General features: G+C 40.2%; 18 protein-coding genes. 9 read left to right on the top strand and 9 right to left on the bottom strand.

Annotated features, from left to right (window positions below):
• Positions 1-421: 421 nt before the first annotated feature.
• The 9 genes from H8Z77_RS09535 to rpmH all read right to left on the bottom strand — a co-directional run bounded on the left by H8Z77_RS09535 (position 422) and on the right by rpmH (position 8618).
• Entirely contained in the window at positions 422-1282 is an 861-nt protein-coding gene (locus tag H8Z77_RS09535) for a ParB/RepB/Spo0J family partition protein (RefSeq protein ID WP_235843886.1), read from the bottom strand.
• A gap of 75 nt (positions 1283-1357) precedes the next feature.
• Positions 1358-2065, bottom strand: a complete 708-nt coding sequence (gene rsmG, locus H8Z77_RS09530; protein ID WP_069987807.1) for a 16S rRNA (guanine(527)-N(7))-methyltransferase RsmG — start codon at positions 2063-2065, stop codon at positions 1358-1360.
• 3 nt (positions 2066-2068) lie between these two features.
• Positions 2069-3958 (bottom strand): tRNA uridine-5-carboxymethylaminomethyl(34) synthesis enzyme MnmG, encoded by a 1890-nt coding sequence (gene mnmG / locus H8Z77_RS09525; protein WP_186996858.1) that lies wholly within the window; start codon positions 3956-3958, stop codon positions 2069-2071.
• A 151-nt stretch (positions 3959-4109) separates the two neighbouring features.
• Positions 4110-5471, bottom strand: a complete 1362-nt coding sequence (gene mnmE / locus H8Z77_RS09520) for a tRNA uridine-5-carboxymethylaminomethyl(34) synthesis GTPase MnmE (RefSeq protein WP_186996857.1) — start codon at positions 5469-5471, stop codon at positions 4110-4112.
• 168 nt (positions 5472-5639) lie between these two features.
• Complete coding sequence (gene jag, locus H8Z77_RS09515; RefSeq protein ID WP_186996856.1) at positions 5640-6527, bottom strand: RNA-binding cell elongation regulator Jag/EloR; 888 nt, start codon at positions 6525-6527, stop codon at positions 5640-5642.
• Between the two features lie 25 nt (positions 6528-6552).
• Positions 6553-7620, bottom strand: a complete 1068-nt coding sequence (locus tag H8Z77_RS09510) for a YidC/Oxa1 family membrane protein insertase (RefSeq protein ID WP_186996855.1) — start codon at positions 7618-7620, stop codon at positions 6553-6555.
• Between the two features lie 54 nt (positions 7621-7674).
• Entirely contained in the window at positions 7675-7908 is a 234-nt protein-coding gene (yidD, locus tag H8Z77_RS09505; RefSeq protein WP_069987797.1) for a membrane protein insertion efficiency factor YidD, read from the bottom strand.
• A 4-nt stretch (positions 7909-7912) separates the two neighbouring features.
• Positions 7913-8290, bottom strand: a complete 378-nt coding sequence (gene rnpA, locus H8Z77_RS09500) for a ribonuclease P protein component (RefSeq protein ID WP_069987796.1) — start codon at positions 8288-8290, stop codon at positions 7913-7915.
• Between the two features lie 193 nt (positions 8291-8483).
• Positions 8484-8618 carry a 50S ribosomal protein L34 gene (gene rpmH, locus H8Z77_RS09495; protein WP_069987794.1) on the bottom strand — a complete coding sequence of 45 codons (135 nt, stop codon included), beginning with the start codon at positions 8616-8618 and terminating at the stop codon, positions 8484-8486.
• 492 nt (positions 8619-9110) lie between these two features.
• Between rpmH and dnaA the strand changes: the two genes are divergently transcribed.
• The 9 genes from dnaA (at position 9111) to H8Z77_RS09450 (ending at position 19790) form a co-directional block, all read left to right on the top strand.
• Positions 9111-10466, top strand: coding sequence for a chromosomal replication initiator protein DnaA (dnaA, locus tag H8Z77_RS09490; protein ID WP_069987792.1), 1356 nt, complete (start codon positions 9111-9113; stop codon positions 10464-10466).
• Between the two features lie 381 nt (positions 10467-10847).
• Positions 10848-11957, top strand: coding sequence for a DNA polymerase III subunit beta (gene dnaN / locus H8Z77_RS09485; RefSeq protein WP_069987790.1), 1110 nt, complete (start codon positions 10848-10850; stop codon positions 11955-11957).
• Entirely contained in the window at positions 11947-12174 is a 228-nt protein-coding gene (locus H8Z77_RS09480; RefSeq protein ID WP_069987788.1) for an RNA-binding S4 domain-containing protein, read from the top strand. Before dnaN ends, H8Z77_RS09480 begins: the two co-directional genes overlap by 11 nt.
• Positions 12161-13264: a DNA replication/repair protein RecF gene (gene recF, locus H8Z77_RS09475; RefSeq protein WP_186996854.1), complete on the top strand. Its 1104-nt coding sequence runs from the start codon at positions 12161-12163 to the stop codon at positions 13262-13264. The genes H8Z77_RS09480 and recF overlap by 14 nt, the downstream gene beginning before the upstream one ends.
• Positions 13265-13279: 15 nt before the next feature.
• Positions 13280-13543 (top strand): extracellular matrix regulator RemB, encoded by a 264-nt coding sequence (gene remB / locus H8Z77_RS09470; protein WP_069987780.1) that lies wholly within the window; start codon positions 13280-13282, stop codon positions 13541-13543.
• A gap of 60 nt (positions 13544-13603) precedes the next feature.
• Positions 13604-15532, top strand: a complete 1929-nt coding sequence (gyrB, locus tag H8Z77_RS09465) for a DNA topoisomerase (ATP-hydrolyzing) subunit B (RefSeq protein ID WP_069987778.1) — start codon at positions 13604-13606, stop codon at positions 15530-15532.
• A 32-nt stretch (positions 15533-15564) separates the two neighbouring features.
• Positions 15565-16449, top strand: a complete 885-nt coding sequence (locus H8Z77_RS09460; protein WP_069987776.1) for a YcxB family protein — start codon at positions 15565-15567, stop codon at positions 16447-16449.
• 37 nt (positions 16450-16486) lie between these two features.
• A complete protein-coding gene (gene gyrA / locus H8Z77_RS09455; RefSeq protein ID WP_069987774.1) occupies positions 16487-19120 on the top strand; it encodes a DNA gyrase subunit A in 2634 nt (877 codons plus the stop codon).
• Positions 19121-19355: 235 nt separating this feature from the next.
• Positions 19356-19790 (top strand): zinc-ribbon domain-containing protein, encoded by a 435-nt coding sequence (locus H8Z77_RS09450; protein WP_186996853.1) that lies wholly within the window; start codon positions 19356-19358, stop codon positions 19788-19790.
• Positions 19791-20725: the final 935 nt, after the last annotated feature.

The raw sequence follows: 20725 nt of genomic DNA, 5'->3' as shown, positions 1-20725 counted from the left end.
CTGTTTATCAACAGGTTAAATCTGGGTTAAATAATGTCATTTGAAGAATTAAAATTAAAAATTTAAATAATGTGAACCTAAAAAATTCTTTTTTATATTTTTATTTTTTCTATATAAATGGTTTTCTTTTAGTCCTTAATAATCAATTGTATAAACAATTTGTTTTCTACATATAGTATTTTATCTAGTACCATGAATAACAGAAAATGATACCCACTCAACTAGTAATTCATACAAATACCTTTCCTTACAATAGTCTGTAATTATTTATTATATTTGAGTTTATAAAAAACAACATATTTTTTGTTTCTCAAAAGATTTTGCTATTCTAAAACAAAAAACAGAAAAGCGGCACAGCCTCCGAAGCTGTACCGCTTTCCTGCTAAAATAATTGTTACAGTATTATTTTATGGGGGATTTTTCATTTGGAAAGTGGAATTTTCACAATATACTCAATACAATCCGATTGCTCCCTTTTTTCTGTCGTCGCCGGGACACCTGCTTTTTGCATGGTTTCAATCGCTTTATTGATAGTATTTAAAAACAACCGTACATCTTTAATCACCGGAATATAATTACGGTGTGGTTTTTTCGTCTCCTGTAATAAATCTTGTATGTATTTTTCGGATTGTTGGACATTTAAGTGCCTTGCTGAAATATAATAAATGGCTTTATCCACCAACATGGGGTCCTCCAGCTTTAATAAAGCCCTCGCATGGCGTTCTGTCAATCCGGCATCTAAAATTTTTTGTTGCTGCTCTGGGTGAAACCGCAGCAAACGGATTTTATTTGCCACTGTAGATTGCGCCTTTCCCAGTCGTTTGGATGCTTCTTCCTGTGTAACATTCCACTCCACAATTAAATTGGAAATTGCAGCCGCCTCCTCAAAATAATTTAAATTTTGGCGTTGGATATTTTCGATTAAAGCGTATACTGCAGATTGTTTATCCGTACTTTCCATCACAATGCAGGGTACTTCTTTTAAATTTGCCAGTTTTGCCGCACGGAGCCGACGTTCCCCTGCAATTAGCTCATATTCTCCGTTGGCATTTGTGCGCACAGTAAGGGGTTGTAATATCCCATTTTCCCGGATGCTCTCCGCTAAAGCCTGCAATTCCTGTTCCACAAAAATTGCCCTGGGCTGTGCAGGGTTCGGCTTAATCTGTTCCACATCCAGTAAAACAACCCGGTTTACTACTTTTGTCTTTGAAAAGATGCCCAAAAAAATCACCTCTGTGCCATCAGCTTGTCCACTGCCATGTCCAATACTACTATACCACAAAGATGATTTAGTTTCCACATTTTTACATTTACAAAAAATCCAACCCAAACTGTTTTTTCGAGCTTTTATGCTGCATTATAACGGGGATTTTTTGATTTTTCCTGCATTTCTCGGGTATTTTGGCGGAGTTTGCGATATTTTTTTTACCACAATAATTGCCCTGCTGTTATCTTCTAACTGGAATTTTTCTACAGCCTCTGTCTTGCCGCCCAAGGTACGGATTGCTTTTTTTGCCTGTTCCAGTTCTTCCTCAATTTCATACCCCTTCATCGCCACGAAATATCCACCGGGTTTTACATAAGGAAGGCAATATTCGGATAATGTTTGCATATTTGCCACCGCTCGTGCTGTGGCAAAATCAAATTTTTCCCGTAAGACAGTATCTCTTCCCCCATCTTCTGCCCTTTGATGAATGGTTTGAATGCCAAGCCCTAACTGGTCGGATACTTCCTGTAAAAATAGCACCCGTTTATTCAGGCTATCCAGTTGGGTTACTTTTAAATCGGGACGCACAATCGCCAAAGGGGTGGAAGGAAACCCCGCCCCTGTTCCAATATCAATTAAAGAAGAACCTTCTGGCACAGAAACCGCCTTTAAAAAAGAGATACTATCCGCAAAATGTTTGATCACAATCTCTCTGGGATCTACAATTGCGGTTAAATTGATTTTTTCATTCCATTCCACCAGCAGTTGGGCGTATCGGTCAAATTGATCCAATTGCTGTTGGGATAAAGTTACCCCTAACTGGTTAGCAAACTGTTGTAATAACGGCTGTTCAATCATAGCTTATCCTTTCCAATGGTCGTGTTTTACCTGTTCCATCCAAATCAATAAAACAGAAATATCCGCAGGGCTTACTCCAGAAATACGGGAAGCCTGTCCAATGCTCAACGGGCGGATTTTATTCAATTTTTCCCTTGCTTCCAAACGAAGCCCTTCAATGGTGTTATAATCCAAATCAACTGGCAATGACTTGTTTTCTAAACGGCGCATATCTTCAACCTGTATTAACTGGCGTTTGATATATCCTTCATATTTTAATGAGATTTCCACCTGTTCCGTCACCTCATATGGAAGTTCAGGACGTTCTTTATCAAATGGTTTTAAATCCTCGTAACTTACTTGGGGACGTCGGATTAGGTCTTCCATTTTTACACCGGACTTTAATGGGGAAGTTCCACGTGAAACCAATAGTTCATTCAATTCTTTTGATGGCCCCATATGTACCGTAGAAACCCTTTTGGTTTCCTGTTCAATCATCTCCATTTTGTGTAGGAAGTCTTGATAACGTTGGTCGGAGATCAAACCAATTTCATGCCCCATCGGGGTTAAACGCTGGTCAGCGTTATCCTGCCGAAGTACCAAACGGTACTCACTTCGGGATGTCATCATCCGGTAAGGGTCAGAACATCCTTTTGTCACCAAATCATCAATCAGGGTTCCAATATAAGAGCTGGCACGGTCTAAAATAACAGGTGTTTGTCCTTTTATTTTACGTGCTGCATTGATACCAGCTACTAATCCTTGAGCAGCAGCTTCCTCATAGCCAGAAGTCCCATTAAACTGCCCAGCACCATACAGCCCTTTGATTTTGATAAACTCCAAAGTAGGCTGCAATTGCAATGGGTCACAGCAATCATATTCGATGGCATAAGCATTACGCATTACTTCAACATGTTCCAATCCTTTTATAGTACGCAAAAACTGTAACTGTACATTCTCTGGCAACGAAGAGGACATTCCCTGCAAGTAAATTTCATCAGTGTCCATTCCCATTGGTTCAATAAACAACTGATGGCGTGGCTTATCTGAAAAACGCACCACTTTATCCTCGATGGATGGGCAATACCTTGGTCCAACTCCATGAATTTTTCCAGAATATAATGGGGACAAATGGATATTATCCTGAATGACCTGATGGGTTTTTTCATTGGTATAGGCAATATAACAATTTACTTGGTTTTTCAGTTTCCCTTTGGTTTCAAATGAGAATGGAACAATCCGCTCATCTCCAGACTGTTCTTCCAACTGGGAAAAATCAATGCTACGGCGATGGACACGGGAAGGGGTTCCCGTTTTAAAACGTCGTAGTTCCATTCCCAATTTTTCTAGGTTTCTGGTCAATAAAGTAGCGGCGTTTGCGCCGTCTGGCCCACTGGAGTAGGATGCTTCTCCCACATAAATAGTGCCATTCAAGTAGGTTCCACAACATAAGATCGCCGCTTTTGTTTGATAAACAGCTCCCAATTTAGTGACAACCCCGGTTACCTGGTTTTTATCATCTACCTGAATATCTGCGATTTCATCCTGTTTAATCCATAGATTTTCCTGGTTTTCACAGACTTGTTTTACATGGCGATGGTATGCCATACGGTCTGCCTGCACCCTTAAGCTATGTACCGCAGGACCTTTTCCCCTGTTTAACATCCTGCTCTGTAAAAAGGTGGCGTCTGCCGCCTTTCCCATTTCTCCACCTAGGGCATCAATCTCCCTGACCAAATGCCCTTTTGCCGTCCCTCCAATGGAAGGGTTACATGGCATATTAGCGATCTGGTCCAAAGATATGGTAAACAGCACAGTTTTCATTCCCAACCGCGCGGACGCCAAAGCAGCTTCCACGCCAGCATGCCCAGCGCCTACCACCGCTATATCAAATTCACCCATTGGATAATTCATCTCTTTTCACCTCATGGTATGTTTATTTTCCACCGTGTTTCCATCTAATTTTTCTGTCTTTTTTTCCACTATCTTTCCATAACGGAATCGATCTATTTTTTCAACAAATTATTTTGGCGATGCAACTATTTTTATTTTAATACTTTTCGTATTATTTTCCAACACAAAAATGAGAAAACACTTCGTCTACTACTGCATCTGTCACCCGTTCCCCTGTCAATTCCAATAGGGACTCAATCGCAGATTCAATCGAAACCGTAACAGCATCCAAAGTAAATCCTGCCTGCAGAGTCGCAATGCTTTCCTGAATCATCTGGTATGCCTGCTGCGCACAATTCTTTTGCCGTTCATTTGCGATCATTGGGGATGACCCATCAATATGCTCCAATTCCAGCATAGAAAAAATAGTTTGCTTTAATTGGTCTATCCCATCTGTATTTTTAGCAGAAATAAATACAATACGTTGGAAATGCTGCTGCAAATAAGTGGTGTCCAGTTTTTGTTCCAAGTCGGTCTTATTGACTACCGCTATGACTGGCAAGCCTCTTAACTCCTCAATCAACTGTTTATCCTGGTCAGACAGCTCTTCGGAACAATCAAACATGGCAAGGACTAAATCTGCATGAAGCATCCTCTTTTTTGCCATATCTACACCAATCTGCTCCACAACATCCTGAGTATCGCGGATACCGGCGGTATCTGCCAAACGGAGGATTACCCCGCCAATATCTACAGTTTCTTCCACTACATCACGGGTTGTCCCCGCAATATCCGTGACAATACTTTTCTGTACACCGCTCATTAAGTTCATCAAGGTGGATTTTCCCACATTTGGTTTCCCTACAATTGCAGTTTCGATCCCTTCCCGAATAATTCTTCCTACGTCATAGTGTTCCAACAGCTCTTTCATCTGGGATTCTGCTTGCTGAAGGGATTCCAAAAGATGACTTGTTTCCACCTGTTCAATTTCTTCTTCCGGGTAGTCTACCCATGCGGATAAATGCCCAGCTACGGCAACTAACTGATCGCACACACTACGGATGGACTGGTACAATGCCCCTTCCATTGCTGTTTTTGCCGATTTAACAGCCTGGTCGGATTGGGCATTGATAATATCCATCACTGCTTCTGCTTGGGTCAATCCCATTTTTCCGTTCAAAAAAGCTCGTTTGGTAAACTCGCCATTCTGCGCCGGAGCAGCCCCTGCTTCCAGTGCTGCACGAAGCACATTACGGGAAACCAATAGCCCTCCGTGGCAGGATATTTCCACTACATTCTCCCCTGTGTAACTTTTAGGAGCACGGTATACTAAGGCAACTCCATCATCTATTTTATTTCCTTGGGAAATAATATCCCCATAAGCAGCGGTATAACCTTCCATCTGACTCAATTTTTTGCCGGATACTGGCTGAAAAATCTGTTCTGCAAGAGAAATTGCTTCTTCCCCGGATAAACGGATGACCGAAATCCCTCCCACTGCAAGAGGGGTTGCAATTGCCGCAATTGTTTTCATGGATATCCTCCTGTCTTTCTAATCATAATAGGCTATCGAAAGCCATAAAAAAACAGGTAAAAGCCAAGGATTACACCTGGCTAATACCTGTTGGTTCCGATAAACAAAAGCATGTCACCGCAAGGTGCATATACGCTCTGTACAAATTTTAACAATTTATACTTTTACTTAGTCATCAAATTCGATTTTGGAATACAATTTTGTGTCACTGCTTTTTTTCAAAAACTCTTTTTCAAAATCATAAGTGGATGGCTGATTGGAAACATCTTTTGGGATAACATAATCCTTATCATCATAATTGCGGCGTTCCCGTGGTTTTTTATGGTAGTTGCCACCTTTTCCATTGCGGTTGCTTTTTCTTGGATGTTCACTAATTACCACAACTTTACGGTTTGGTTCTTCCCCAATAGATTTGGAATAAACACCTTCAATTTCGGATACCACAGAATGGATGATTCTTCTTTCATATGGGTTCATTGGTTCCAAGGTGGAATTTCTGCCTGTTTTTAAGGTTGTTTTTGCAATTTTAGCAGCCAGATGACGCAGGGTTTCTTCCCTTTTTTCACGGAAGTTACCACTGTCAATAATAAAGCGGACATAGTCCCCTTCTTCCCGGTTTGCCACTAAGCTTACCAGATATTGAAGTGCGTCCAAGGTTTCCCCACGGCGGCCAATCGCAACCCCCATGTTATCCCCTTCTAACACAATTTTCACGTTGTCCTCTTCCCGGTCAATATCCATATGAACATCGTTTAATCCCATTGCAGAAAGGACATCTTTTAAATAAGTGGTAGCAATTTCAATTTTATGTTTTGTGGTATCTTCATCAACCGATGTAGTTGTGACGGTTTCAGCAACTTCTGGCTGTTCTACTACATCCTGTTCTTCATAATAGAATGTTACTTCCGCCTGTTCTTTAATCTTTCCAAACAAACTCTTTTTTACATCGCGGATTACATCCCATTTTAATTCTTCCTGCCCTTTTTGCAGCTGCTCACAAGCCATTGCAATAGCTTGTTCAATACTATCCGCATGTAAAGTTAATTCTTTTCTCATGGTTTATTACCTCCCGTATGCCAACTTAGGATAAAAGATCATCATCTGTTACATCGATATATTCTTCCCCGTATTTTTCTGCATCAGCTTTTCTTGCCGCTGCCAGACGTTGGCGGTTCCATTCTTTTTGGGAAACTTGTTTTTCTTTTACAACTGTTTCTCCATCTATTTTAATTTCTTCTTTAATTGTTGTCTTTTTTGATTTCCGTTTTGCTTCCATCTCCGCCTTGGCTTCTTCCCGCAAACGTTTTGGATTGTAAAACTTATTCAGCACAATTACCTGCACTAAGCCGATCAAATAAGAAATAATCCAGTAGCTGCCAACACCTGCTGGTACTGTACAGGTAATCCAGATAGAGAAGATTGGCATAATGTACATCATAACCTTCATGGAACAGCCAGCTCCACCAGCCGCCTCCATGCTCATTGGGTTCATCTTCATGGAAACAAACATCTGTAAGAAAGAGAACACCCCTGCTAAAACTGGCAACAAAATCAATGGAAAAATAATTCCCTGCTGAATTTGTTCCAATGGAACCGATCCAAGGTTAATTCCTAAAAAGTTCAAGTCCAAATTTTGTATTTTTTCAATCACATCAGGCCCTAATGCAGCGAATTTTTCTGCTCCACCCGACGCTTGAACCTGGGAAATAATGCTTAACTGCTGGGTCATCATATTTCCTGTATTTCCAATAATATCAGCTGCTTGCTGGATTACATCGGAAGATAGGTGTAAAATATGGGTTAATGGCTTGTACACAACGTCAATCATACCAAATAGGATGATAAACGGAATTGCCATTGGCAGACACCCACTCATTGGGTTATATCCGTATTCCTGTTGAAGTTTCATCAATTCTTCTTGACGCTTCTGCGGATTATTCGCATATTTTTTATTGATTTCCGCCATCTTTGGCTGGAGTGCGCCCATTCTTGCGCTGGATTTTTGTTGCTTAATCGCAAACGGTACCTGAACCAATCTCAAAATAATCGTAAAGATGATCAAGGACCAGCCATAACTATGGATTACTTGATAAATTGCCCAAATAATCCATCCCAACGGCGTACCGAGGATCGTATAAATTAGATTCATTGGAAACCTCCATTCCGGCCGAACCGGTAATTCTTTTGAAGTCTTTTTATCATTTTATTTTGGTTTTTTCTGTTTTTTTGGTGGGACAGGGTCCACACCTCCAGGATGCAAAGGGTTACATTTGAAAAAACGCTTTAAGGCAAGCCATCCTCCTTTGATCGCCCCGTGGACTTGGATCGCTTCTAGCGCATATTGGGAACAGGTCGGATAAAAGCGGCAGCATGGCGGAAATAACGGCGAAATAAATTTTTGATAAAACCGAATGATTGCCATGAAAATATGCTTCATTTTATCATCCCTTTTTAAAACCGGATTGTTTTTTTCCTTTTCCCGAATCTTTTGATAACACAAAAGATAATTGTTTTTTCATATCCTGATAAATATCAGTGGATTTTTGTTCTACCGAGGCTGTGCGGGCAACAAAAACAAAATCCCACCCCTTTAGGTTCTGTTCCTGCTCCAATTGGGCATACGCTGCGCGAATGATTCGCCGAACACGGTTACGTGTATGGGCTTTTCCTATTTTTTTGCTAACGGTAATCCCAATATGGCATTGTTTATCCCATCGTTTCATTCCATAGGTAACAAGGTTGGGGGATGCTTTAAAACTTCCCCGATAGTACAACCGTTTAAAATCCTTATTCAATTTTAATGGTGTGGTATAAATCATAGCGTTATCCTACCCGTATTCCAACCATCCTTTTAATAAAAAAGACCACATAAAATGAATTTATGTGGTCAGGCTCACTGGCTTCGGTGCTGTATACTGATTTTTTAGTTGAGTTTAAACTGGCCGTAAACATTGCAGAAACCAATACGCAACACCCGAATTATCCGTAAGTATCCTGCGAAAAAACTCATTCTTAGTGAGTAAGTCTTTTTCTGCCTTTCGCACGTCTGCGTGCTAAAACTTTGCGGCCATTAGTAGAAGCCATTCTTTTTCTAAAACCATGAACTTTGGATCTTTGGCGTTTTTTTGGCTGATAAGTTCTTTTCATCTGTCCGTCCTCCTTTTTGTATGTGCGGATGCACAGCGATTATATCAATAGGGAGAACCCCTATGTAGTACAAGTTCTATCCCTGCAAGTTATTAGTATAGCTTATCCAGATAGGAAATGTCAAGCTTTTTATTTAGAAATTTATATTTGTTTTAAAATAATAAAATCCTTCCCCCTCCTTTTTTGAAAATCTCTTTTTTCTATTTTAATAAATCCGCCTTATCTTGGATTGATTTTTTACTTAGCCTGTTTAAAAACTGTGAATTATTTTGACCTATTTCTAACTATTCTTTTTTTAATTTTCCACGTTTAAAAAGAAAAAGATTCAACGATTTTTTTCTTTTTACAAAATAAATCCATAATCTTTCCTTATATAATAGGAATAAGAACGTTGAAAACTGCTTGTAAAATTGTTGAAAACATGTTATACTAGAACAGTATAAGTATGCCCAAAATGAGATCAGACCACAAAATTTGATAGGAGGTTACAATATGGAATCCTTTTCACAGGTATTTCAGGCTGTGAAACAATACTGTGAAACAGAGCTGTCCCCCACTGCGTATTCCCTTTGGATCCAGCCCATTGAACCAGTTGAATTCAAATCCGGTACCGCAGTATTAGCTCTAAAAAGCAATTTTCAAAAAAATATTGTTCTCACAAAATATATGAATATATTAACAGAAGCTTTTAAAGAGGTATTGGGGTTTGATGTTACCATTGATATCATCACCGAAGAAAACCATACTCCTGCTGCTGAACCCACTGCTTCTGTTCCACAGCAAACCAGTTTAATGCCACCTGCTGAAGAAAAAATTGATAATAAATACCTGGGGGAATATGAATATACTTTTGATACTTTTATTGTAGGCAGCTCCAACACGTTTGCCTATGCTGCTTGTAAGGCGGTTGCTCAAAAACAGAATGGTACTTATAACCCACTGTTTATTTATGGCCCAAGCGGGCTAGGAAAAACCCATCTGTTAATTTCCATTGCCCACGAAATTCGCAAAAACAATCCAAAAGCCAATATCGCCTATGTCAATGGTGAAACCTTCACCAACGAATTGATTACCGCAATTGAACGCCATACTACAGATGAGTTCCATGAAAAGTATCGTAATGTAGATATTCTTCTTATGGACGATATCCAATTCCTGGCTGGGAAAACCCAAACCCAAGAGGAATTTTTCCATACTTTTAATGAACTGCATCAGGTTGGTAAACAGATTGTATTGACATCCGACCGTCCTCCAAAAGATATTAAAACCCTGGAAGATCGTTTGAAAACTCGTTTTGAATGGGGACTGTTAGCGGATATTTCCCCGCCAGATTTTGAAACCAGGGTTGCGATTGTCCGCCGTAAGGCAGAATTGATGAACCTGGAAATGTCCGATGATGTCGCGGAGTTTATTGCTTCCAATTTAAAACATAATATCCGGCAACTGGAAGGAGCGGTAAAACGGCTAAATGCGTTTAAGGACTTAAATGGGGCTACCCCATCTATCGGCATGGCGCAAACCGCAATCCGAGATATTCTAAATAATAACCAGCCTGCCCCTGTTACCGTAGAACGCATCATCAAAGAAGTAGCACGTACATTTAGTGTCACGGAAGAAGATATTCGTTCTTCCAAACGTTCTGCACAAATTTCAACATCTCGTCAAATAGCTATGTATATTGTACGGGAAATTACCCAGATGCCTCTGGCGGAAATCGGAAAAGAATTTAATGGTCGTGACCATGCAACCGTAGTTTATGCACTACAAAAAGTTGAAAACATGATAAAAAAAGATAGCCATCAAAAAGAGATTGTTGAGGACATTATTAAAAATATCCGGGATAAATAACCATTTTTCAACATTTTTAACTCAACCAAGTTCCAACTTATTCAACATCCAATATTCGGAAATTTATTTTGTTTTACTCTTCAACAAACTTACAAACAATCTTTTAACATTTTCAACCCAGTTTTCAACATAGCTGTTAAATAAAATTTATCTTTCAACTTTTTCAACTTATTTTTCTTTTTCAATCCGGAAAAGAAAAATCACTTCAACCCTAGTATTTTCCGAGGTTTTTCACATTTTCAACTTTTACACACTCCCTACTACTACTACTAAAATATTATAAAATAAAATACATTTATTTTATTCAAAAATCGAAATTTTTTTGATCGAATACAAAGAAGTTGTGAAAAACCCTTATTTCTAGTAAAAGAGGTACTAACTATGAAATTTTCATGTGATTTAAAACTACTCAATGAAGTTGTTTCTAATGTGTCTTTAGCAATTTCTTCGAAATCTACAATACCAGCGTTGGAAGGCGTCCTGTTACAATGTAACAATAGCGAACTGACAATTACCGGCTATAATTTAGAAATTGGTATTACCAAAACAATCCAGGTAAACCAACAAGAAGAAGGTAGCATTGTATTAAATGCCCGTCTGTTCAGCGATATTTTAAAAAAGATGCCAAATCAGGAAATTTTGATTGCATCTGATGAACGCTTTATGACCTTAATTCAAGGTGCAGACACGGAATTCCATATTTTAGGGATGGCAAAAGATGAATACCCAGACCTTCCTTCCATAGAGGATTGCATTTCCTTTGAACTGCCAGAATACCTATTAAAAAATATGATTAACCAAACATTGTTTGCAATTTCTGTCAACGAACAAACTCCAATTCTAACAGGTTCCCTTTTTGATATTTCCAATGGTACAATGCATGTGGTATCCGTAGATGGATACCGGGTCGCATTACGTAGGGAAAAAGTAAACGTGGACAAGGATATTTCCTTTATTGTCCCAGGAAAAACATTAGCGGAACTAACCAAACTGTTATCTGACCAACAGGATCAAATCGCAAAAATCAATGTTTGTGAAAAACATATCCTTTTTGAAGTTGATGGATATACCATGATTTCTCGCCTATTATTAGGGGAATATTTGGACTATAAATCCGCTATTCCAGATGGTTTTTCCACTCGTATCCATGTGGAGGATGCAATATTGGCACAGAGCATCGAAAGGACTTCTATTATCATCAACGATCGGAATAAAAGCCCTATTAAATTGGAAACAGAAGGCAATTCTCTAATTCTTTCTTGTGAAAGCGCTATTGGTAAAGTAAATGATCGCTGTGAAGCACAGGTAGAGGGAAACCAAATCCGGATTGCTTTTAACAATAAATATATGATTGATGCGTTACGCCATACGGATTGTGATGAAATTTATATTGATATGAATGGTCCGCTTTCTCCAATTAAAATCATTCCAGTGGAAGGGGATCAATTCCTATTCCTGGTATTGCCAGTGAGGTTAAAAAATGAAAACTGAGACAATCCCAATCCATACACCGTTTATTAAGTTGGATCAGCTTTTAAAATTTGCCGGCATTGCGGAGACAGGCGGACACGCGAAAGAGATGGTGGCGGATGGTGAAGTTATGCTCAACGGTGAAGTTTGTTATATTCGTGGTAAAAAAGTATTCCCCAATGATAAAATTGTCATCGGGAATGAATTGGAGCTACTGATTATCCATGAAGGTAACTGAATTTCGAGGGGATGGGTTTCGTAATCTCAAACAAATTGTGATCCAGCCAGGAGAAGGGATTAATGTCATTTATGGGCAGAATGCCCAGGGAAAAACCAATTTAATTGAAGCCATCTGGTTGTTTTCTGGCGCTAGGAGCTTTCGGAGCTCCAAAGAATCCAAATTGATTGGATTTGATTGCCAGCGGGCAGAATTATCATTGGAGTTTGATGATACCCAGCGCATCCAAAAAGCCAATATGGTATTTGGGGCAAAAAATAAATATTTTTTAAACCGGGTGGAATTAAAATCCCCCACTGAGTATGCGGGAAATTTCCTCTGTGTTGTGTTCTCTCCTGCCCATCTTTCGATTATCCAAGGTTCGCCATCTTTACGGCGGAAATTTTTGGACAGCGCGATCTGCCAAATCCGGCCGGATTACCACCATTACCTGCACCAATATGAAAAGGTACTATACCAGCGGAATAGCCTTTTAAAAGAGCTTTACCGTCAGCCTTATTTAAAAGACACGATGGAGATTTGGGATTTACAGCTGGCAAAATTGGGGACGATTGTTTCCCTACTGCGCCAGGATTACACCGATAAGGTAGCAAAGTTTTCCCACCATATTTACCAGGGAATTTCATCCCAGAAAGAAAACCTGCGGGTAGAATACCAGTCCACTGTATTTGATAAACTTGGGGATCGGGAATATACCCAAGATAAAGTACAGCATTATCTGGAACAGCTGGAGCAGAACCTGGAACAAGATATCAAACAGGGATTTACCGGCATTGGCGTGCATCGGGATGAGGTGGAATTGTTAATCAATGACGTATCCGTCAAAAACTATGGCTCCCAAGGGCAACAGCGGAGTAGTATTTTGGCGTTAAAACTGGCGGAAGCCAAGTTACTGAAATCCATTACTGGAAATAATCCGGTTATTTTGTTGGATGATGTGATGAGTGAATTAGATGTTTCCCGCCAGGATTATATTTTAAACCATGTAAAAGGGCATCAGGTATTTATTACCTGCTGCGATATTTCCAATACCCTACGCCTTCAGCATGGAGAGATATTCCATGTGGAGGATGGCAGGATTCAATCATAAACAAAGAGGTTTGCTATGTATATTCATTTAGGGGAAGATACCGTGGTAAAACAGGAGAATATTGTCGGGATTTTTGACCTGGATAATACTTCTATTTCCAAACATACCCGGTTTTTTCTGCGCAAAGCAGAAGAAACTGGAAAAGTGGTGAATGTTTCGTATGAGCTTCCCCGTTCTTTTGTGGTATGCTGTGAAAATGGAACTACCAAAGTTTACATTTCCCAAATCAGTCCAGCAACCTTGCGGCTGAGGGCAAAGCGCGGATTAAAATTAGAATAGCCCTTGGTATTGGCAGGGCAAGACGTGAAAGATCATTTCAGTAATTGGGAGGAATTTTTTTTGGAAAGAATCAATCAAAACTATGATGAAAATCAAATCCAGGTATTAGAAGGACTGGAAGCAGTTCGTAAGCGTCCCGGTATGTATATTGGGTCTACTGGCTCCAAAGGGCTGCACCACCTGGTGTATGAGATTGTGGATAACTCCATTGATGAGGCTTTGGCTGGTTTCTGTACCCAGATCGACGTGGAAATTCTTCCCGGCGATGTGATCAGAGTCTCGGATAACGGCCGTGGGATTCCAACTGGTATCCATCCAAAAGAAGGGATATCCGCAGCAACTGTGGTATATACCATGCTACATGCGGGAGGAAAATTTGGCGGTGGCGGTTATAAAGTAGCCGGTGGTTTACATGGGGTAGGTGCGTCGGTTGTAAATGCCCTGAGTGAATGGCTGGAACTGACGGTATATGATGGACAGCATATCAACTACCAAAAATTTGCCCGTGGAAACTATGATGAACAAATGAAGATTATTGGAGATACCACGAAAACAGGTACTTCTGTTATGTTCAAAGCCGACGGGACGATTTTTAGTGAAACCCACTATGATTACGATATTTTGCTGACCCGTTTGCGGGAACAGGCATTTTTGAACGCTGGAGTAAAAATTGTGCTCACCGACCGTCGTGGAGAGGAACCAGTTGGGGAAACCTTACACTACGAAGGTGGTATTGTAAGCTTTGTAGAATTTATCCACAAACGCAGGCAGTTGGAAACAATCAATGACCAGGTAATCTATTTAAAAGCAAAAGAGGGGGATTCTATTGCGGAAGTTGCCCTTCAGTACAACGATAGTTATAACGAATTAATCCTGTCTTTCGCCAATAATATTCATACACCGGATGGCGGTACCCATGAGACTGGTTTTAAAAACGCACTGACGAAAGTATTTAACGAATACGCGAAAAAGACCAATTTACTTAAAGATGCGGATAAAAAGCTGATTGGCGATGATGTGCGGGAGGGCTTGACCGCTATTATTAGCGTAAAGCTCACCAACTGTGAATTTGAGGGTCAAACTAAAACCAAGTTGGGCAATGTGGAAGTGCGCCAGTTGGTGGAAAAGATGGTTACTGAAAAACTAATGGATTATTTTGATGAAAATCCATCGGTTGCCCAGGAAATTATCTCGAAATCCTTAAATGCTCAAAAAGCAAGGGAAGCGGCAAGGAAAGCAAGGGAATTAACCAGACGGAAATCCGCCCTGGAAAGCGCATCCCTGCCAGGAAAATTAGCGGATTGTTCCGAACGTGACCCAGAATTGACTGAATTGTACATTGTCGAAGGGGATTCCGCAGGTGGGTCCGCAAAAAGCGGGCGAGAACGAAAATATCAAGCAATCCTTCCTCTGTGGGGAAAAATGCTCAACGTAGAAAAGGCGCGCCTGGACAAAGTGTACGGCAATGAAAAATTGATGCCAGTAGTTACAGCATTGGGTACTTCCATTGGAGAAGATTTTGATATTACGAAACTCCGTTATAACAAGATTGTCATCATGGCGGATGCCGATGTGGATGGTAGCCATATCCGTACCCTATTGCTGACCTTCTTCTTCCGTTTCATGCGGCCTTTGATTGAAAATGGGAACGTTTATATTGCACAGCCTCCGTTGTATCGTTTAACCAGAGGAAAAGTGCATAAATATGCTTACAGTGATGAGGAACGCAACAGTTTACTGGTAACTATGCGGGGAGATAACCCAGATGCGAAAATTGATATCCAGCGTTACAAAGGTCTAGGTGAAATGGACCCAGAACAGCTTTGGGAAACTACCATGAATCCAGAAAACAGAGTAATGATTCAGGTTACTATGGAAGACGCAGCGGCAGCGGATGAAATCTTTACTATCCTCATGGGGGATAAAGTAGCACCACGCCGTGAATTCATTGAACAGAACGCACGGTATGTGCAGAATTTGGATATTTAATTTTGGGCAACCAAACAATAGCAGGAGGCAGTATGGACGAAAAACAAAAGGAAACCCAGTTGGAACCAGATCAGGAAATACAGCAGGAGCCACAAGAGAAATCCCAGGCGGAACTGTATTACGAAGAGCATAAGCATGATTTTGATGGCTTGTTCCAATGGAAAAAAGATAAAAAAGATGGGGATGAGGAGCAGGAAGAAGAATACAAGGACGATCCAACCAAATCCCAAGCAGAAAATTATTACAACAAAAATATTGACCAATTGGAAAATGTATACCAAATTAAAAAGAAAAAATCAAAAAAAGAAGAGCAAAAACCAGCTACTTCCAATATTGATTTGCAGCAGTATGATGAAAAAGACCTTCCTCCTGTGAGAATGGGAGATAAAGAAGATACTTCCCTACCCCACATTCCAGTATCCTATAACCTGACGGAAGAGGAAGTGGAAACCGGGATGAAGGCATTCCAGAAAAAGCATCTGTTTAAGCGCAACCTTATTTTTACCATTTTGTTTGGGTTGGTGCTGGTATTTTATTTAATTGATTTGTTTTTACGTACCCCTTCCACGGTTACTTACCTGGGTACCATTGTTTGTATTGCCGTGGTTTTTATCATTTGGTACAATCCAGTACGCCACCGCAAACAGGTGGCAAAGGCAATGGCACAGATTGAAGAGCCTTTTACCATGGATATTTATGACGAATACATTTTTGTAAAAGAAGAAAACGGCGGTTTCCGTATTATGTACAACAATCCCAGCAATTTTATCCTTAACCAGAAGGATAAATACATTATCAGCGTTGGGAAAGAGCGGATTTATATCCTGCCAAAACGCTGCTTGGATGAGGAACAGCAGGCAGGGATAAATCAGAAATTCCAGGCTCTCGGGGAACGGTTGATTCAAACAGAAGCATAGAAATACTGACTTGTCGGATAGATTTGGAGGAACCTGAATGAGTAATGAAAACACTTTTGACCCAAGTATGGGTAAGGTGATTCCGGTAGATATTGAAAAAGAGATGCGGAAATCCTTTTTGGATTATTCCATGTCTGTTATTGTCAGCAGGGCGCTGCCGGATGTGCGGGACGGTTTAAAACCAGTCCATCGCCGTATCCTGTATACCCTGTATGAGAACGGTATTTTTCCGGACAAACCTTACCGTAAATCAGCCGATACAGTCGGTTCTGTATTGGGACGTTACCACCCCCACGGTGACGCCTCTGTTTACGATGCCCTGGTACGTATGGCGCAGGATTTTTCCTTGCGCTATCCATTGGTAGATGGGCATGGGAACTTCGGTTCTGTGGATGGCGACCCTCCGGCTGCTTACCGTTATACCGAAGCAAAAATGAGCAAAATCTCCATGGAGATGCTTACTAATATCAATAAAGATACCGTTGAATTCGGTATGAACTACGATGACCGTTTGAAGGAGCCTACTGTATTACCTTCCAGGTTCCCAAACCTGTTGGTAAATGGTTCTACTGGTATTGCTGTAGGGATGGCGACGAACATCCCTCCCCACAACTTGAATGAAATTGTGGATGGTATCTGCATGTTGATTGATAACCCGGATGCAGAATTGCTGGATCTCATGGGCTGCATCAAAGGGCCGGATTTCCCTACTGCTGGTATTATTATGGGTCAGGCTGGAATTCGTGCCGCTTATGCCACAGGACGGGGTAAGATTACAGTACGTTCCCGTGCTGATGTAGAGGAAATGAAAAATGGACGGTTCCGCATTGTGGTGACCGAACTTCCTTATCAGGTCAACAAAGCACGGCTGATCGAGAGCATTGCCAACCATGTAAAAGATAAGAAAATTGAGGGAATTTCCGGATTGCGTGACGAATCCAGCCGGGAAGGAATGCGGATTGTCATTGAGTTAAAACGGGATGCGAACCCTCAGATTGTTTTAAATAAATTGTACAGTTATACCCAAATGCAGGAGACTTTTGGTGTCATTAACCTAGCATTGGTTAACGGCGAACCAAAGGTAATGTCTTTAAAAGAGATGCTCCAGCATTACATTGATTTCCAAGCGGAAGTTATCCGCAGAAGGACAGAATTTGACCTACGCAAAGCAAAAGAGCGGGAGCATGTGCTGGAAGGGTTAAAAATCGCTTTGGATTTCATCGAAGAAGTGATTAAAATTATCCGTTCTTCCAAAACAGTGGCAGAGTCCAAAGAGCGTTTGATGGAAAACTTTAATCTGGATGATATTCAGGCAACTGCCATTGTACAGATGCGTTTGGGGCAGTTATCCGGTCTGGAACGGATTAAAATTGAACAGGAACTAGCGGATATCCTGGCAAAAGTAAAAGAATTGGAACATATTTTAAGCGATTACCAGATTATCCTTGGGATTGTACGGGATGAGTTGCTGGAAATCAAACAGAAATATGGAGATGAACGCCGCACAGAGATCAAAGCGGTTAGCGGTGAAGTGGATATTGAAGATCTGATTCCAGAAGAGGAATGTGTAGTTACACTCACCCATTACGGCTATATCAAACGCCAGCCAGTGGATGTTTACAAAACCCAGAAGCGTGGTGGCCGTGGTGTTTCCGGTATGAAACAGCGGGAAGAGGATTTTGTGGAAGAACTCTTTATCTCCTCTACCCACGACCATGTTGTGTTTATTACCAACCGTGGAAAAATGTACCGCTTAAAATGCTATGAAATTCCAGAAGGGGGCAAAACCTCCAAAGGGATGAATATTGTCAATCTATTGCCATTGGAACCAGAGGAAAAAGTTACTTCCATGTTGCGGGTAACCGAGTTTGATTCTGACCAGTATATTGTCATGGTAACCAAGCAGGGTATTGTGAAAAGAACCAAGTTGGATGCTTACCGCAATATCCGCAAAAACGGTTTGATTGCCATTACCCTATCCGAAGACGATGAATTGGCATGGGTACGTTTGACTTCTGGACACTCTGAACTAATTGTTGCTACTAAAAACGGGATGGCAATCCGGTTTAAAGAAACGGATGCCCGTCCATTGTCCCGTTCCGCCAAAGGCGTGCGTGCCATTAAGCTGAAGGATGGCGACCAGGTTGTTGGTATGGCTCGTATCCGGGAAGGCGCGACTGTTATGACAGTTACCGACAAAGGGCAAGGCAGACGTACCGCTGTGGAAGAATACCGTTGCCAGACCAGGGGTGGTTTTGGTAAAATCAACTACAAAGTTAATGAGGAAAAAGGCCATGTAGTTGGGGTAAAAGTGGTGGATGAAGATGATGACCTGATTATGATTTCAGATGATGGTGTTATTATCCGTATCCGTGTAAGCGATGTCAGCGTGATGTCCCGGTATGCTGGTGGTGTGCGTGTCATGAGAGTACAAGGGGATACCAAGGTGGTAACCTTTGCCCGCGCGGAACATGAGGAGGAAGCGGAAGTTCAGGAAGTAGAACAAGCAGAAGAAACAGAACTTTCTCCAGAAGAAAAAGCAGCTTTAGAAGCGGAAGAAAATCAGCTAGAAACCCAGATGGATGGTTCTGACGCTGCCGATGAGCTGTTGGCACATGCGGAATCCATGGAAAGCCAAATGAATGAATTAGAAGAACAAAAAGACGAATAAAAAATTAAAAATTCCGGTAGGAACACTACCGGAATTTTTTGTTTTATATGAGTTTCCAGAAAAAATTGGAGAAAAATAAATTGTGGCAGTTGCTATTCCTTTCCTTATTTTGTTGGATAAATGAAATAAAAATTTCATAGTTATGTGATAACTCATAGGTGGTTTTCTGTTATGATAAAGTTAAACAGTTAAATTTTATTATGAGAAGAAAAAGTAGCAGAAAGGGGTTTTTAATATGAAAGTATGCCCACATTGTAATACACCCAATAATGACGAATTTACCTTCTGTAAGGCCTGTGGGGAACGGTTGGATGAGGATATGGAGATTTCCAGTTCCTACACAACGGAATATCAGCAACCAGTGGCGCCTCCACTAGTACCAAATGTAATGCCTCCTGTTGCTATCCCACAAAGGGAAGGTTACAACTGGTGTGATGTATGTGCCATTATCGGTTTTATCTGCTCTATTATTGGTCTGTTTACCTTCGCTATTATTTTATTGCCATTGGGGCTGATTACTTCATTAATTGGATGTTTTGGTAAGCATCTAAAAGGTTTAGCGGTTGCCGGAATTTCGATTTCCTTGGTTGCCACATTGGTTCGAGTTGGAATGATTTTATATGAAAATGCTATGATTCCAGACTGGATTATTTCTGGTTTGTTCTGGTAATAAACAAAAATCCCCTTGTTGTATAAAAAACAAGGGGTATTTTTGTATACAATTGTATATGATATTCATTTTTTGTATTTTAATATAAAAACGAAATTAAAAAAAAGATTTTATTTTTTTAGTTAAATATATTGTCTATAAATATATATTGAATAATAATATTAAATGTTATTTGTTAAAACAATATTTAATTAATAAAATTGTTAAAAACCATTGGTGGATTCACTAAATTTTAGGATTATCTTCGTTTATTATGACCTTTGTGTTTATTAATGTTTTGTTGTATAATAAGGTTGTTGCTTACAAAAGGATTTATCACGTTGTTTTTGTAAGTAACGGAGAATAGAAAAAGAAAAAAGAGAATACTTTTTGTTTCGAAAAAAAGATAAAAAGTGTTCTATCAAAAGAGAAGAGAGAAACATGAAATTGACAAAATCGATGAATTGTTTCAAACAAAATACAGGTAACATTGCGGAGGCAACATTACCTAATATCTTCCGATCCGGAAGAAAGAAACATTGATCCTTAGCTCTGAGAGAATCAACCAAAGATGAACCATGGCATTGAGAATGTGAATGAGAGATTAGAGAAATAACCTTGACAAGGAATCGTCCATTCCTTGAAAACAGTACAAGATGTTAGCGGTTACTAGGGGCAGTAAAGGCGGTTACATCTTACATTGGGCAATAAAATACTGGAAGTTAGGTATCATTTCCTTACGAAATTCATAGGCACGAAGATAGCGAATATTCAATCTGGTTTATTTTGTAAAATGGTTGGAAAACCAACCAAATGCTGCATCACTACAACAAACAAATCAGTTTTTCATTTTACGATTCGACTTTATAATTTTATTTTTATTGTATCCATCAACATAGTATCTCTCTAATGATTTCGAAATCAATGTACCAAAAAATGCTTTGAACCTGTTTGGG

This window comes from Clostridium facile, from assembly GCF_014297275.1.
Lineage (GTDB): Bacteria > Bacillota > Clostridia > Oscillospirales > Ruminococcaceae > Massilioclostridium > Massilioclostridium facile.
Note: the sequence above shows the minus strand (reverse complement) of the source record. Positions and strands in the feature narration are given on the sequence as shown.